Here is a 15527-nt window from a genome sequence, read left to right on the forward strand (position 1 = left end):
CTTAAATTTGAAATTCTAATGGAGGGTGATTAAATGAGTAATCAAATTGTAAAAGGAAATACTGCAGTTATTATTGGGGCATTATATGCTGGCTGTGATTGTTTTTTTGGTTATCCAATTACCCCTGCAAGTGAAATTCTCCATGAGGCATCTAAATATTTCCCAATGCTAGGAAGAAAATTTGTACAGGCTGAAAGTGAAGAAGCATCTGTAAATATGATTTACGGGGGAGCTTCTACTGGCCATAGAGTAATGAGTGCATCTTCTGGTCCAGGTATTAGTTTAATGCAAGAAGGATTTACTTATTTAGCTGGTGCAGAATTACCTGCAGTTATTGTAGATGTAATGAGGGCAGGTCCAGGTTTAGGTAATATTGGTCCGGAACAAGGGGATTATAATCAAATTGTAAAAGGTGGAGGTCATGGAAACTATAAAAATATAGTTTTAGCTCCAAATAGTGTTCAAGAAATGTGTGACTTTACTATGAAAGCATTTGAACTTGCATCAAAATACAGAAACCCTGTAGTTGTACTTGCTGATGCTGTACTTGGACAAATGGCAGAACCTTTAAAATTTCCATCTGAAGCTATCGAACCAGAAAGTGATAACTCTTGGGCTGTAAGAGGTAGTAAAGAAACTATGGACAATCTAGTTACTTCAATTTTTTTAGATTTTAATCAGCTAGAGGATTTCAACTATCAGATTCAAGAGAAATATGAAGAAATTAGAGAAAATGAAGTAGTTTATGAAGAGTATATGGTTGAAGATGCTGAAATTGTACTTGTATCTTATGGAACAAGTAGTAGATTATCAAGATCTGCTGTTGATGTTGCAAGAGAAAATGGTATAAAATTAGGTTTACTAAGACCAATTACTTTATTCCCATTCCCAGAGAAAAGAATTAAAGATTTAGCAGATAAAGGCGTTAAATTTGTTTCTGTAGAAATGAGTAATGGACAATTAAGAGAAGATGTAAAAGCAGCTGCTAACTATGATGATGTTCATTTAGTTAGTAGAATGGGTGGAAATGTAATTGAGCTTAAAGATATTCTTAATGGAATTTATAAAATGGTAGGTAGTGATGAACGTTACAAAGTACATAGTGCTGATAAAGAATACAAAGCAAGTTATCTGAGTGATAAAGAATATCAAGAAGAGTTAGATAATGACAATTATTATAATCATAGGGTTGTAGATTAAGGAGGTGGAAAGATGGATAGTATAAAAGTAACTGATGAGAATACTGAAAAAGTTCAAAAAAGTGAAATTGAAGAAAAAGTTATTAAAAAACCTGAATCCTTATATGATAGCTTCCCTAGAAAAGGAAATGATATTTACAATACTCATTACTGTGCTGGTTGCGGTCATGGTATTTTACATAAATTAATTGCTGAAGTAATGGATGAATTAGATATTCAAGATAGATGTGTAATGATTTCTCCTGTTGGATGTGCTGTATTTGCTTATTACTACTTTAATTGTGGTAATGTTCAAACTGCACACGGAAGAGCTCCTGCTGTCGCTACCGGTATTTCAAGAGCTGAAGATAATGCTATTGTTATGAGTTATCAAGGAGATGGAGATTTAGCATCTATAGGTTTAAATGAAACATTACAAGCTGCAAACCGTGGAGAAAAATTAGCAGTTTTCTTTGTTAACAACACTGTTTATGGGATGACTGGTGGACAAATGGCACCAACTACCTTAGTTGGTGAGAAGACTGTTACTTGTCAAAATGGAAGAGATGCTAGTTATGCTGGTTATCCATTACATTTATGTGAATTATTAGACAATTTAAAAGCACCAGTATTTATTGAAAGAGTATCCTTAGCAAATCCTAAACTTATTAGAAGAGCTAAAATAGCTATTAAAAAAGCTTTAATGATTCAAAAAGAGGGTAAAGGTTATGCTTTCGTTGAGGTTTTATCACCTTGTCCTACTAATATAAAAAGAGATGTCAAAGGTGTAGAAGACTTCTTAATTAATGAAATGGGTAAAGAATTTCCTGTAAAAAGATTTAGGGATTTATCTAAAGAAAAAGAACCTCTTGAAAGAAGTTTAAGTGATTTTTCTATTGAAACTCTTGATAAAGTCTTTGGCATAGATAGAACTCGTGAGATAAAAGAACTTGAAGAGGACTTTGATGATATTAAAGTTAAAATAGTTGGTTTTGGTGGTCAAGGAGTATTAAGCACTGGCCTTACTCTTGCTCAAGCAGCATGTAGTGAAGGTAAAGAAGTATCATGGTATCCAAGTTATGGTCCAGAACAAAGAGGAGGAACTTCTAATTGTTCTGTAATTATTTCAGCTAAAACTATTGGTTCTCCTGTTGTAGAAGAATGTGAAATTTTAATTGCAATGAATAAACCAGCTTTAGAAAAATACTCTATTGATGTTAAAGAAAAAGGTATTATTCTTTATGATTCTCGTGCAGGAGATTACAATAAAGATAATCTTCATGTGAAAGATGATGTAGAGATTATCGCTATTCCAGCAAGAGCTATTGCAACTGAAGTAGGTAATGCAAAAGCTATGAACACTGCAATTTTAGGTGCTCTTATGGAACTTGGTGCAGATAGCCCTATTTTATCTAAAGAAGCATTTGAAAATGGAATTAAAGATACCTTTGCTTCAAAACCTAAACTTATTGATATAAACTTAAAAGTTTTAGAAGCTGGAGCTAACTGGCTAAGAGAAAATCGCAGTTAATCAACTGAACTTTTAAAGAATGTTTGATTAAATTTCTTTTTAAGTTTTTAGGAAAAGCTTGATTAAAATTCTTTTCAAGTTTTTAGGAAAAGTCTGATTAAAATTTTTTCTCTTTATTATTTTTTTATTTTTCTCATATTTTAATTTATTTTATCAATTTTTTAATTTTTATTACTATTTTAACCATTTATTATTATTTTAAATTTTTAAAAAGATTTATTATATAAAAAATTGAAAATATTATTTAAAAGTATATAGGGGAAATATTATCACTAAAATTAACAACTTTAATGCATTAGAAGTTAAAAATCAATGTGTTAAATGGATTCAAGACTTTTTTGAAGAAAATGGAAAAGGTTGTAACGCTATTGTAGGTGTTTCTGGAGGTAAAGATAGTTCTGTAGTTGCAGCTTTATGTGTGGAAGCTCTTGGAAGGGAAAGAGTTATTGGAGTCTTAATGCCTAATGATATTCAATCAGATATTGATTGTGCTAAACTTCTTGTAAACCATTTAGATATTAAACATTTTACAATAAATATTAAAGATTCTGTAAATGGAGTTTTAGATCAATTATCTTTATCTGGAATTGAAATATCTGAGCAAACAAGAATTAATTTACCTGCAAGAATTCGTATGTCTACTTTATATGCAATTAGTCAAAGTAATAATGGTAGAGTAGCAAATACTTGTAATTTATCTGAAGATTGGATAGGTTATGCTACAAGGTATGGTGATGGTGCTGGAGATTTTAGCCCACTTGCAAAGCTAACCGTAAGGGAAGTTAAGGAAATAGGAAGAAGCCTTAATTTACCGAAGGAATTAGTGGATAAAGTACCTCTTGATGGACTCTCTAATCAATCTGATGAAGAGAAACTTGGATTTACTTATGATGTATTGGATAAGTATATACGAACTGGTGAAGTTAGTGATAAAAAGATAAAAGAAAGAATTGATTACTTACATAATCTTAATAAATTTAAATTAGAACCAATGCCAAGTTTTGAATATAAATAATTTTTTAGTTGAAAATTAAAAAAGATTTTTTTAATTTTATTTTTTTAAAGTAGTTTAAAATAATTTAAAATAGTTTAAAGTAGTTTAAAGTAGCTTAAGTAGTTTAAAGTATGGTGTATTTTTTTTATTGTTAACTATTCTTTACTTAATTCTGCACCTATTTTAAATGCTTCTTCTAAGTCAATTGGGAATTGTTTTTCTCTGAATTCTTTTTTATGATTTTCATCAAATATGCCTAGATTAAATTCAGAATAATCATCAACCTGTACTGTATCAAATATTCCATATGATTTAGCATCGGCATTTAATAATGGGAAAAATCCTTCAAATTCTTTGAATTTCTCCTTTATAACGCCTTCATAAAATTCTTTTGGTGCATTCATAGTATAGAAAAGTCCAATTTTAAGTTTTCCTTTGTAATATGTTGGTTCACCATCAAAGGATGTAACACAAAAGAGTAATCTTTCAAATAAAGCTCTAAATCCACTTGTAGGTTGGCCATAGTAAATAGGGGATCCTATAAGTAAAGTATCTGCATTGAGAATTTTATCAATTAATGGTGAAAGTTCATCTTTCCAATAACATTTTGCTTTTTCTTTATCTACCTTTTTACAAGCTAAACAACTCATACAACCTTTAAAATCAAGAGTGTATAAGTCAATGTATTCAACTTCAGCTCCAATAGATTCTGCACCATCAGCTGCAGATTTCATTATTTGAGCAGTATTCCATTTTTTCCTCGGACTTGCGTTAATTACTATTGTTTTCATTTCACCTCTCCTTTTTTATTTTTTCATTTTTTATTCTATTTATTCTTAGTCTATTTTTATTTTTTTCATTTTTTATTCTATTTATTCTTAGTCTATTTTTATTTTTTTCATTTTAGTTTTCTTATTTCGATTATTTTTTTACCATTATTACTTACAAATAACTTACCATATTTTCTATTGGGGTTCTTTTAAAATGAACTGGATGTGGCTTTGAACCTTCTGGAAGGTATCCAATAGGAAGTAATGCTACGGATTCTAAATTTTCAGAAAGTTCAAATACTTTTTCTAAAAGTCTTTTATCATATCCTCTAACCCAACAAGAACCTATGCCTAAATCAAATGCTTCAAGCATCATTTGTGTAATAGCTATTGTAGCATCAACTACTCCTGAATCATGTCCATCTATTGCTTTCCATGAAACCTTTTTATCCCAACATATCATTAAAACTAAAGGGGCATTAAAACAAAAGGGGGTTACAGATTTAACTTTATTTAAAGACTCTTCAGTTTTTAATACAAAAATTCTTTGTGGTTGGAAGTTAGCAGCAGTTGGTGCAACTTGTCCTGCTCTTAAAATTTTATCTAAATCTTCTTCACTAATTTCTTTTTGAGAAAATTTCCTTACAGAGTATCTTTCTTCAGCTAAAGTTAAAAAATCATTCATAGTTTTCACCTAAATTTTTGTATTTTTTTAATTTTTCATTTTTTAATTTTATTTAATACTTTTTCCGAGGTTTTTAGCTTCTTCTATTTTTTCAGAACCTAAAATGCTTCCAAGATTTTTCCATCCCATAAATCTTTCAAATATACTATACCACATAAGTGGGATTTCATATATTGGAGCTCCAGCAGTCATTATAAGAACAGTTTCTTTTTTTATCTTAGAAACTTTTCTTGGATTATATTCAGAATATAAACGATCAATAGCTGTTTTTAGTGTTCCAGTTATTGTTCCAAAGTATACTGGTGAAGCAAATACAAGAACATCAGCCCAGTTGAATGCTTCACATACTTCTTTCATATCATCTTCTTGAATACATTTACCATTATTTTCTATACAAGTTAAACAGCCTAAACAACCTTTAATATTCATTGTTTGAAGATAAAATTCACGAATTTCATTTCCAGAACTTAACGCTCCTTCTTTAAATGAATTTATAAGTCCTGCAGTATTTCCTTTTTTTCTAGCAGCTCCATTTAGAATCATAATTTTTTTCATTTTAATCTCCTTTTGAACTGGTTATAAAGATTTATTTTATTTGCTGTTTATAAACTTATAAGTAATTTTAGAATTACTAGAAATATAATATAGAATAAATTAAATAAATATAATTGATATTATGGTAGAAATTGATATAAATAATAATGGTAATTTTTGTCCAATTGGAAGTACTCTAGATCTATTTAATAGAAAATGGATTTTTTGTGTAATGATAAATATATTTATGGGCCTAAATCACTTCAACGAGTTTAAAGAGGCAAATTCAGGTATTAGTAACCATGTTTTATCTCAAACTTTAAAATATATGGAAGAGAATAAATTAATTGAGAAAAAGGTTTCAGAAGATTCTAAAACATCTTATAATTTAACTGAAAAAGGCTTCAATACTAATAAGATATTATATGAATTTGTAATTTATTATTTAAATGAATTAAATTACACTAATTTAGATAGTGATGATAAAAAAGAAATTTTATCTTATTATAAAAATATTTTACAAATTTAGATATGATTTTTAGTTTTTTGATTCATTTTTTTCTTTTATTTATGCCCTCTTTAGCCTATTTATTCATCTCTACTTAGCCTATTTATTCATCTCTACTTAGCCTATTTATTCATCTCTACTTAGCCTATTTATTCATCTCTACTTAGCCTATTTTAATTTTTTTAAAATTTTAATTTCATTGTTTAATAAATGTTATTTTTAACATTTTACTGATTATTACTTTAAAAATTTATCATGGTTTATAATTATTCATCATGATTTATCATTATTTATAACGATTTATCATTATTTATAATGATTTAACACGATTTTTTTTATAAAATAAAAGTTTCTTGTTGTTTAAATCAAAAAATAAGGAGAATTATTAGGAATAAATCTTATATATTTAAATACTAGTTTGGATATAATATGAATAATGTATAATTTTAAAAATTAAATAATAATTAATAATAATTAATTTATTGTTATGGTTTTAAATTATATATTAAACAGGATATGAAAGGATTTTTATATATTGTAGAATTTTAAAATGGAGTCGGATAAATGTTTATGACTGTATTTTTTAGCTTCTTAGTATTTTTAGGAATGTTATTTGTCCTAAACGAAGGAGATATAATCCTCGATTATATATGATGAGATATATAATAATACTCAGTACTTTTTGTACTAATAATCAATAAAATAATAGATTTAACTGTTATTTTTATTTTGTTTTTTAATTCAATAAAATAATAGATCTAACTGTTATTTTTAGTTTGTTTTTTAATTAAGTTTTTTAAAACTTAATTCTTTTAATTATTTTCATAGTTTCACTATTTTTTATGATATTTCACTGTTTTTGGTAATTTAACCTTTTTTGTCCTTTATTTAATTTTAGTATTATTCTCATTTTTTATTGCTATTATATTTTAAATAAAAATTCATTTTTTTTTTAATCCTTTACTATTTAACCAAATATTATATACTTAAAAAAATATATTTTAATATGGTATTGATTTTTTAATGATTAAATAATTTATTTAAAATCTATTTAAAATCTATTTATAATCTATTTAAAATTTATTTGATTATACTTATAGTTTTATAATTTTAAAAAAAGTTTAGAGGAATTAAATGACTTATAAAGAAATTTCTAAAGAATTTTTAGATAAAGCTAATGTTACTATTGGAGATAGAATCTTAGTATCTAAAGATGATATTTCCTATGAAGGGATATTACTTGACAGGTCTGAAGATGCAAAAGATGCTTATATTGTAATTAAACTTGATAGTGGTTATAATGTTGGAGTTAATATTGAATCTGCAACAATCAAGCTAATTGAGAAAGGAGATAAACCAAAAATTGGATATAGTGGAGAGAAAATAGAAAAAGATTCAAATAAAGATAATATTTCTATAATATCTACTGGTGGTACTGTATCTTCTATAATTGATTATAAATCTGGAGCAGTACATCCTAAATTTACTGCAGAAGATTTACTTAGAGCAAATCCAGAATTATTGGACATTGCAAATTATGATGTAAAGGCATTATATAATGTTCTATCTGAAAATATGGAGACAGAATACTGGGTCAAAGCAGCAGAATCAGTTGCAGATGATATTAATGATGGTGCTGATGGCATTGTTATTGCTCATGGTACTGACACTATGCATTATACTTCAGCTGCATTAAGCTTTATGATTAAAACTCCCGTACCTATTGTAATAACTGGTGCACAAAGAAGTTCAGACAGACCTTCAACAGATGCCTTTTTAAATATCTATAATGCTGTTGGTGCTGCTAAATCAGATATTGCTGAAGTGACTGTTTGTATGCATAATAGCTTAAATGATGGTGATTGTGCACTTCATAAAGGTACAAAAGTACGTAAAATGCATACAAGTAGAAGAGATACCTTCAGAAGTATCAACTCTGAGCCAATAGCTCTTTTGTCTGATGGAAAACTTAAATCAATCAATTTACCATACATCAAGCGTGGAGAAAATAAATTAAAATTAAACACCAATCTTGAAACCAAAGTCGCTTTAATTAAATCATTCCCAGGAATCACTTCTGATATTATAGATTATCATATTGATAAAGGATACAAAGGATTAGTTATTGAAGGAACTGGACTTGGACATCTACCAGACTATATGGTGGAAACATTACAAAGAGCTAATGATGAAGGTATTCCAGTTGTTATGACTTCCCAATGTTTATATGGTACAATAAATATGAATGTTTATAGTACAGGAAGATTATTACAAGATGCAGGTGCAATTTCTGGTTTAGATATGACTCCTGAAACTGCTTATGTAAAATTAGCTTGGGCTTTAGGTCAAAGTGACAATTTAGATGAAGTTAGAAAGATCATTCAAACTAATATTGCTGGTGAATTAAATGAAAGCTCTTCACTTAAATATTTCTTAAATTAAGGAGTTGTTAATGTGGCTAAAAATAATAAAACAAAAAATGGCAAAGCAGATAAAAAGAATTCCTCTAAAAAGTCCAAAACTCCTAAAATTGAAAGAGATTGGAAAGAGCTTGGACTTATGATGGGTCTTGAAATTCACCAACAATTAAATACAAAACATAAATTGTTCTGTCATTGTTCCACTGATTTAACTGATGATGAATTTGATGATGGAATTATAAGAAATTTAAGACCTACTCAAAGTGAATTAGGTCAAATCGATAGAGCAGCTCTTCAAGAATCTCTTAGAGATATGACCTTTAAATATGAATCATTTAATAAGCATACCTGTTTAGTTGAAACTGATGATGAACCTCCTCATAGCTTAAATAGAGAAGCTTTAGATATTTGTATTACAATTGCTTCATTATTAAACATGAAAATGGTAGATGAATTCCATACAATGAGAAAACAAGTAATTGATGGGAGTAACACTGGTGGTTTTCAGAGAACAGGCCTTGCAGCAACTGATGGTTACTTAGATACTCCTTATGGAAGAGTAGCTATTGAATCATTAGGTTTAGAAGAAGATGCAGCAAGAAGAATTGATTCTGATAATGAATTTACTCAATTTAGACTTGATAGATTAGGAATTCCCCTTGCAGAAATTACAACAGATCCCTCTATGCACCATCCTGAGCAAATTAAAGAAGTAGCTTATATGATTGGCCAGGTTTTAAGAAGTACTAATGTAAAAAGAGGGCTTGGAACAATAAGACAAGATGTAAACATTAGTATTAAAAGAGGTGCAAGAGTTGAAATTAAAGGTGTACAAGATCTTGACTTAATCTCTGAAATTGTTGAGAGAGAAGTTCAAAGACAATTAGCTCTAGCAGATATTAAAGATGAACTAATAAAAAGAAATGCATCTGTTGAAGATAGAGTTTACGACCTTGATGAAGTATTTAAAGACACCTCCTCAAAAATATTATCCTCAGCAAAATCTATTAAAGCTGTTATATTAAGAGGATTTGATGGTCTTATTGGAAAGGAAGTTCAGCCTGGTAGAAGATTTGGGACTGAATTATCAAGCTATGCTAAAAAAATGGGTGTTTCTGGTCTTTTCCACACTGATGAATTACCAGCTTATGGTATTGAAGCAGATGAAGTTGATGCAATGAAGAAATTCCTAAAAACAAATCCTAAAGATGCAATTATCATTGTTGCTCATGATGAAGATATTGCATTGAATGCTCTTAATGAAGTTATAAGAAGAGCTAAAATGGCATTTGATGGTGTTGTAGAAGAAACAAGGAAGGCATTAGATGATGGAAATACTGAATATATGAGACCACTTCCTACTGCAAATAGGATGTATCTTGAAACAGATATTCCATTATTCCAAATTACTGATGATATGATTGATTCTATTAAAAATAATCTTCCAGAGCTTCCTGATGCTAAGAAGGAAAGAATCAAAAAAGAATACAAGCTTAGTGAAGATTTAGCAAATCAAATAGTTAGAAGGCTTTTAGGAGATAGTTTTGAATCATTACTTGCTAAAGTTAAAGTAGATCCAACTACTGTGGCATCTGTTCTTGTATCTGATTTAAGAGATTTAAGAAGAGAGGGCATAGATGTTTCTATATTCACTGAAGATAAACTCGTTGAAGTATTTTCATTACTCAAATCCAATAAGATTTCTAAAGATGCCTTAAAAGATTTGATGCTTGAAATAAGTAAAAAGCCTAATGATAATATAGAAAATATTGCAGAAGAAGCAAATCTTACCCTTTTAAGTGAAAATGCTGTTAAAGAGATTATTCATGAAATAGCCATTCAAAATGAATCTATGATTAAAGAACGTCAAATGGGAGCTATGGGTCCTTTGATGGGTATGAGTATGAAAAAACTTAAAGGAAAAGCAGATGGTAGTTTAGTGAATAAAATAGTAAGAGAAGAAATTCAAAATATTTTATAAAGTTTCTAAAATTAGTTTTATATATTTATTTTTTATTTATCTTTATTTTCTTTATTTTTTTTATTTTTTTATTTTTTTTATTTTCTTTATTTTTTTTATTTTCTTTATTTTTTTTATTTTCTTTATTTTTTTTATTTTCTTTATTTTTTTTATTTTTTGAGGGTGTGTCACAAATATTTTGTGTTCAAGAAAAAGTCCAAATATTTATAATTGTTTAAATTTATAATTTTAAATTAAAAAATTTATAAAAATATATTAAAAATTTAGACAAAAATTTGAAATTTGAAATTGTGACCCTCCCTCTATTTTTTTAAAAAAAAAAATTATTCTATATTCCCACGTATAATGTCTTTTATCTCACAAGATTTACAAATTTTACCAGATGTTGGCTGGCCACATATTTCACATTCATTTAAGACTGTGTGAACGTTTTCAACATCAAGGATTTTAATAAAGGAATTTAAAACATTTTCTTTTGTACCGGGATGTTTTGATTCTGTTTTATTTAAAAATTCTTTAATTTTAGCTCTTAAAGATAAATTAGAATAAGGACATTCATCTAAATGAATCTCAATATCATTAAGAATAGCCCAGATACCTACCTCTTTCTCAGGTGTGTTCCATAATGGTTTAATTCTTGGAACTAGTTTTTCATGAATTTGATTAAGTTCAGGGCCAAATTTAGAAAACTTAACTGTGTCCCCTCTTGAAAAACTCATTAAAAATGATTGAATTTCATCATCAAGATTATGTCCAGTAGCTATTTTATTAGCACCTATTTCATAAGCTGTTTTATTTAAAATATTACGTCGAAAAACACCACAAGGAATACAAGCACTTTTAAAATAATAATAAATATCATCTAATACAAAACCTTCTTCCTCTTTAAAAGATTTTTGAATAAGTGGAATATCTAAAAGTTCTGTATTACTTACTGCAGCATCAATTCCATGTTGGCGATAAGCTTCAATACCCTCATCAACTGAAATGGCTACTAATTCAAAGTCAAAATTAGCATTTAATTGATAATTTTTAAGTGCATGAAGAGTTAAAACACTATCTTTTCCTCCAGATAGGGCAATAGCTATTTTTTCATTCTCTTTAATTAATTGATAATCATTTATTAATTTATCAATTCTTGAGAATATTTTTTTATTAAATCTTTCTTTATTCATATTACCACTTAAAAATCAGATAAAAAATTGGAAAGTTATAATATTGCAATTTAACATCATTTTAATATTATAAATTAGCATCAATTTTTAATATTATAAATTAACATCAATTTTTAATATTTTTTTAATTTAATTTAATTTTAGGATTAGTTAATAAAACTAAGTACTAATAAATTTATATTAAAACAAGTATAAAATAATAACTATGATAACCGCAGATTTTTCTATATTGCCTATGGGCATAGAAGGAACCGAAATTAGTGAATATGTAACAAGAGCAGTTGAAATTATTGATGCATCTGGATTAAACTATCAATTAACTGCTATGGGAACTCAAATAGAAACAGATGATTTAAGAAAATTATATCAAGTATGTGCTGATGTTCAAGAAGCAATATTTGAAATGGGTTCTGGAAGAGTTTACAGTGTTTTAAAAGTAGATGATAGAAGAGATAGAGAAAACAGAACTTTAGAAGCTAAAATAAAAACTGTAGAAAATTTAATGATGAAAAACAAGGATAAATAATTTAAAAAAGTAAAAAAGTAAAATTAATAATTCTTTAAAAAAGCTAATAAAAAAGTAAAAAGTATTAAAGAAATTAATTAAAAAATTCTTTAATTACTTTAATAATATAATCTAAGTCTTCCTTAGATAAAGCGGGATGAACTGGAAGTGAGAGAACCTCTTTAACAATTTCTTCAGTTACTGGAAGACTTTGGTCATAACCCATTTTTGTATAAAGAACTTGATTGTAAAGAGGAATTGGGTAATAAATTCCATTTCCAACACCATTTTCTAGTAGGTGTTCAGACAATTCATCTCTTTTACCATCTTTTATTTTAATAGTGTATTGATGGTATACATGTTTATAACCCTCTTTTACAACAGGAGTTTCAATTAAATCAATATCAGCTAAGCCTTGATTAAGGAGTTTAGCGTTTTTAATTCTTTTTTCATTGAAAGTATCTATTTTTTTAAGTTGTTCTAGGCCAATTGCAGCAGCAATGTCAGTCATTCTAAAATTATACCCTAAAACATCATGATGATATTTAGTTGCTGATCCATGAGCTCTATAGATTTTTGCATTTTTAACAAATTCTTCATTATTAGTGGTAATCATACCACCTTCACTAGTAGTCATGTTTTTAGTAGGATAAAAACTAAAACAAGCCATATCACCAAGACAACCTACTTTAACACCATTATATTCAGAACCATGAGCTTGTGCAGCATCTTCAATAACAACTAAATCATAATCTTTTGAGATTTTCATTATAGCACCCATATCTGCAGATTGTCCATATAGTTGAACAGGCATAATTGCCTTAGTCTTATCAGTAATAGCATCTTCAACTTGGTTAGGGTCTAAAGTAAAAGTTTCAGGGTCTATGTCTACAAAGATAGGCTTTGCACCAGTGTATAAAATAGAGTTTCCAGTAGCTGCAAATGTAAATGGAGTTGTAATTACTTCATCTCCTTCTCCAATTCCTGCAGCTAAAAGAGCTACATGTAAAGCAGAAGTTCCAGAATTAGTTGCAATTCCATACTTTGCACCAACATATTTTGCAAATTCTTCTTCAAATTCAATGACTTTTGGCCCTTGTGCAATCATACCAGATTTCATTACTTCAATTACTGCATCAATTTCTTCTTCTTCAATAACAGGACTAGCTATTGAAACTTTAATATCTGCCATATTTTCACCTATAATGAATAAGATTAATTATCTATTAATTAAAAATCTTAATTAAATTTATTAAAATTTAGATATTCTAATCTAAAAATATTTTTTTCTAGTTAAATAGTTTATAATAATTATTTATTCCTAATATTATATTAGTTTTACTTAAATATTCTTAAATAAGATATAAAAATAATATTTATAGAAATACAAACAAGCAATTCAAATTTTTAACTTATTATTAAATAAAAAGAAAAATAAATATAAGATAATACTATTAATAAATAAATAAAAATTAAAATTTATCAATTATAAGATAAATTAAAATTTATCGATTAATAAAGAAAGTATATTAATCAAAAACCACAAGGATAAAAATATGCAAACAAATCAAAACAATCCCAATTATCAAAATATTGAAATTGAAACATATAGTGAAGATGAATTAAAAATTATTAAAGAAGGAAAAGTAGAAATAAAATTCCCAAACTTTGATAAAGTTTCATCAGATGCTCCTGTATTTTACAATCCTAAAATGGAATTTAATAGAGATACATCAATTCTTGCACTTCAAGCATACCAAAAAGAAGTAGATAGAGAAATAAGCATATGTGATCTATTTGGAGGTAGTGGGATTAGAGGAATACGTTATAAAAAAGAAATTAATGCTGTTGAAGATGTTAGCATAAATGATATAAGCCCATTAGCTAATGAATTTACAAGAATCAATGCTGAGTTAAATGACGTAGAAGTTAAAATTGAGCAAAAAGAAGCAAATAACGAATTAAGAGCAAATATGGGGAGATTCGATGTGATTGATATAGATCCATTTGGAACTCCCTCTCCTTTTGTAGATTCGGCAGGATATAATTTAAAAAGAGATTCATTACTCTGCTTAACTGCTACCGATACATCTTGCCTTTGTGGAACATACAAAGAACCATGCATTAGAAAATACAATGCAAAACCATATAAAAGCGAATACTGTCATGAAAATGGCATTAGAATTCTTATAGGATTTGCTGCACTTACTCTTGCAAAATATCAAAAATATATCGAAGTAAAAATGTCACATAGTAGTGAACATTATATGAGAACATATCTTAAAGTAAAAAAAGGATCTAAAGCTACTGATAAGTCCTTAAAAAATATAGGATACATAGCACATTGTAAACACTGCCTATATAGAAAAGAATACAAAGGACTTGCAAGTAGTATTCCTGAGTATTGTCCAGAATGTAGGGAGAAATTAATAATAGCAGGTCCCATGTGGTTAGAATCCATACAAAATAGAGAATTTATTGATTCAATGATTGAAATAGCAGCCGAAAAAGAGCTTAATCAAAAAGATAAAGTTTTAAAATTATTAAATTCATGCAAAATAGAAGCAAATGCTCCTTCAACATTTTATGACATTCATAAAGTCTGTAGAGCCTTAAAAATTAGTGCACCTAAACTCGATAAAGTATTTGATAAACTTGAAGAGAAAGGATTTATTGCAGTGAAAACACACTATAGTCCACTTGGAATAAAAACCAATGCTACGAATAAGGAATTAATGGATATTGTAGAAGAACTAGTTGAAAAATAATTAAAACTAAAATTAAAGTAAGATTTAGTTAAAATTTTAGCATATCTTAAATTTAATCTAAGATAATTTTTAGCTATTTATTTTGTAATTTATTATGTATTAAATAAGATATTAAAAAACTATTAAATTATTAAATTAAGTTATTAATAAACTATATTAAATAAAATTTATTTCAAAAATATACCCCAATATTTAAATTATTAAATAAAATTAATCAAAATATAGATAAAAATAATCTTAATGAGGTAAATAAAAAAATTTATATAAAAATTTATATATAAAAATTAACAAAATTATTGATGTAATAAACACGTTATTAATTATTCTAGATAATTTAAAAAAATATATTTAAATATTTAAAATAAAATATATTTTCTAGAATAATCAACTATTATATATAATAAAAAAAATATATTTAAGTTAAAATATATTTTCTAGAATAATCAACTATTATATATAATAAAAAAAATATATTTAA

At 27.2% G+C, this 15527-nt stretch carries 13 protein-coding genes; 8 read left to right on the forward strand and 5 right to left on the reverse strand.

Features of this window, described 5'->3' with window-relative positions:
* The first annotated feature begins 33 nt into the window (after window positions 1-33).
* The 3 genes from BM020_RS03725 to nadE all read left to right on the forward strand — a co-directional run bounded on the left by BM020_RS03725 (window position 34) and on the right by nadE (window position 3724).
* Window positions 34-1200: a 3-methyl-2-oxobutanoate dehydrogenase subunit VorB gene (locus BM020_RS03725; protein ID WP_074798257.1), complete on the forward strand. Its 1167-nt coding sequence runs from the start codon at window positions 34-36 to the stop codon at window positions 1198-1200.
* Window positions 1201-1212: 12 nt separating this feature from the next.
* Window positions 1213-2709 (forward strand): 2-oxoacid:acceptor oxidoreductase family protein, encoded by a 1497-nt coding sequence (locus BM020_RS03730; RefSeq protein WP_067146783.1) that lies wholly within the window; start codon window positions 1213-1215, stop codon window positions 2707-2709.
* Between the two features lie 277 nt (window positions 2710-2986).
* Complete coding sequence (nadE, locus tag BM020_RS03735; RefSeq protein ID WP_074798260.1) at window positions 2987-3724, forward strand: NAD(+) synthase; 738 nt, start codon at window positions 2987-2989, stop codon at window positions 3722-3724.
* A gap of 134 nt (window positions 3725-3858) precedes the next feature.
* Here the strand turns inward: nadE and BM020_RS03740 are convergent, their stop codons facing one another.
* The 3 genes from BM020_RS03740 to BM020_RS03750 form a co-directional block, all read right to left on the reverse strand.
* A complete protein-coding gene (locus BM020_RS03740; protein WP_074798262.1) occupies window positions 3859-4494 on the reverse strand; it encodes a flavodoxin family protein in 636 nt (211 codons plus the stop codon).
* A 151-nt stretch (window positions 4495-4645) separates the two neighbouring features.
* Window positions 4646-5158 carry a nitroreductase family protein gene (locus tag BM020_RS03745; RefSeq protein WP_067146777.1) on the reverse strand — a complete coding sequence of 171 codons (513 nt, stop codon included), beginning with the start codon at window positions 5156-5158 and terminating at the stop codon, window positions 4646-4648.
* Between the two features lie 48 nt (window positions 5159-5206).
* A complete protein-coding gene (locus BM020_RS03750; protein WP_067146775.1) occupies window positions 5207-5713 on the reverse strand; it encodes a flavodoxin family protein in 507 nt (168 codons plus the stop codon).
* A gap of 121 nt (window positions 5714-5834) precedes the next feature.
* On the opposite strand from BM020_RS03750, the gene BM020_RS03755 reads away from it, so the two are divergent.
* The 3 genes from BM020_RS03755 (at window position 5835) to gatE (ending at window position 10601) form a co-directional block, all read left to right on the forward strand.
* Window positions 5835-6221, forward strand: a complete 387-nt coding sequence (locus BM020_RS03755) for a winged helix-turn-helix transcriptional regulator (protein WP_067146773.1) — start codon at window positions 5835-5837, stop codon at window positions 6219-6221.
* Between the two features lie 1113 nt (window positions 6222-7334).
* Window positions 7335-8642, forward strand: a complete 1308-nt coding sequence (gene gatD, locus BM020_RS03760) for a Glu-tRNA(Gln) amidotransferase subunit GatD (protein WP_067146771.1) — start codon at window positions 7335-7337, stop codon at window positions 8640-8642.
* A gap of 87 nt (window positions 8643-8729) precedes the next feature.
* Window positions 8730-10601 (forward strand): Glu-tRNA(Gln) amidotransferase subunit GatE, encoded by a 1872-nt coding sequence (gene gatE / locus BM020_RS03765; RefSeq protein ID WP_268765969.1) that lies wholly within the window; start codon window positions 8730-8732, stop codon window positions 10599-10601.
* A 323-nt stretch (window positions 10602-10924) separates the two neighbouring features.
* On the opposite strand, the gene BM020_RS03770 is transcribed toward gatE, so the two are convergent.
* A complete protein-coding gene (locus BM020_RS03770) occupies window positions 10925-11776 on the reverse strand; it encodes a TIGR00269 family protein (protein ID WP_074797831.1) in 852 nt (283 codons plus the stop codon).
* Between the two features lie 205 nt (window positions 11777-11981).
* On the opposite strand from BM020_RS03770, the gene BM020_RS03775 reads away from it, so the two are divergent.
* On the forward strand, window positions 11982-12302 hold the full coding sequence (locus BM020_RS03775) for an MTH1187 family thiamine-binding protein (RefSeq protein ID WP_067147776.1): 321 nt from the start codon (window positions 11982-11984) through the stop codon (window positions 12300-12302).
* 73 nt (window positions 12303-12375) lie between these two features.
* Here BM020_RS03775 and BM020_RS03780 read toward each other — a convergent pair whose 3' ends face one another.
* Window positions 12376-13473, reverse strand: coding sequence for a DegT/DnrJ/EryC1/StrS family aminotransferase (locus tag BM020_RS03780; RefSeq protein WP_067147779.1), 1098 nt, complete (start codon window positions 13471-13473; stop codon window positions 12376-12378).
* A gap of 364 nt (window positions 13474-13837) precedes the next feature.
* Here BM020_RS03780 and BM020_RS03785 point away from each other — a divergent pair, with 364 nt between their 5' ends.
* On the forward strand, window positions 13838-15049 hold the full coding sequence (locus BM020_RS03785) for a tRNA (guanine(10)-N(2))-dimethyltransferase (protein ID WP_082762159.1): 1212 nt from the start codon (window positions 13838-13840) through the stop codon (window positions 15047-15049).
* Window positions 15050-15527 lie beyond the last annotated feature (478 nt).

This window comes from Methanobrevibacter olleyae (genome assembly GCF_900114585.1).
In the GTDB taxonomy this organism is placed as follows: domain Archaea; phylum Methanobacteriota; class Methanobacteria; order Methanobacteriales; family Methanobacteriaceae; genus Methanobrevibacter; species Methanobrevibacter olleyae.

Excerpts from the sequence above, each read along its gene's own strand:
- BM020_RS03770 (WP_074797831.1), bottom strand. The coding sequence starts at position 11,776 with ATGAATAAAGAAAGATTTAATAAAAAAATATTCTCAAGAATTGATAAA.
- BM020_RS03755 (WP_067146773.1), top strand. The coding sequence starts at position 5,835 with ATGGTAGAAATTGATATAAATAATAATGGTAATTTTTGTCCAATTGGA.
- BM020_RS03780 (WP_067147779.1), bottom strand. The coding sequence starts at position 13,473 with ATGGCAGATATTAAAGTTTCAATAGCTAGTCCTGTTATTGAAGAAGAA.
- BM020_RS03740 (WP_074798262.1), bottom strand. The coding sequence starts at position 4,494 with ATGAAAACAATAGTAATTAACGCAAGTCCGAGGAAAAAATGGAATACT.
- BM020_RS03775 (WP_067147776.1), top strand. The coding sequence starts at position 11,982 with ATGATAACCGCAGATTTTTCTATATTGCCTATGGGCATAGAAGGAACC.
- gatD (WP_067146771.1), top strand. The coding sequence starts at position 7,335 with ATGACTTATAAAGAAATTTCTAAAGAATTTTTAGATAAAGCTAATGTT.
- BM020_RS03730 (WP_067146783.1), top strand. The coding sequence starts at position 1,213 with ATGGATAGTATAAAAGTAACTGATGAGAATACTGAAAAAGTTCAAAAA.
- BM020_RS03750 (WP_067146775.1), bottom strand. The coding sequence starts at position 5,713 with ATGAAAAAAATTATGATTCTAAATGGAGCTGCTAGAAAAAAAGGAAAT.
- BM020_RS03785 (WP_082762159.1), top strand. The coding sequence starts at position 13,838 with ATGCAAACAAATCAAAACAATCCCAATTATCAAAATATTGAAATTGAA.
- BM020_RS03745 (WP_067146777.1), bottom strand. The coding sequence starts at position 5,158 with ATGAATGATTTTTTAACTTTAGCTGAAGAAAGATACTCTGTAAGGAAA.
- BM020_RS03725 (WP_074798257.1), top strand. The coding sequence starts at position 34 with ATGAGTAATCAAATTGTAAAAGGAAATACTGCAGTTATTATTGGGGCA.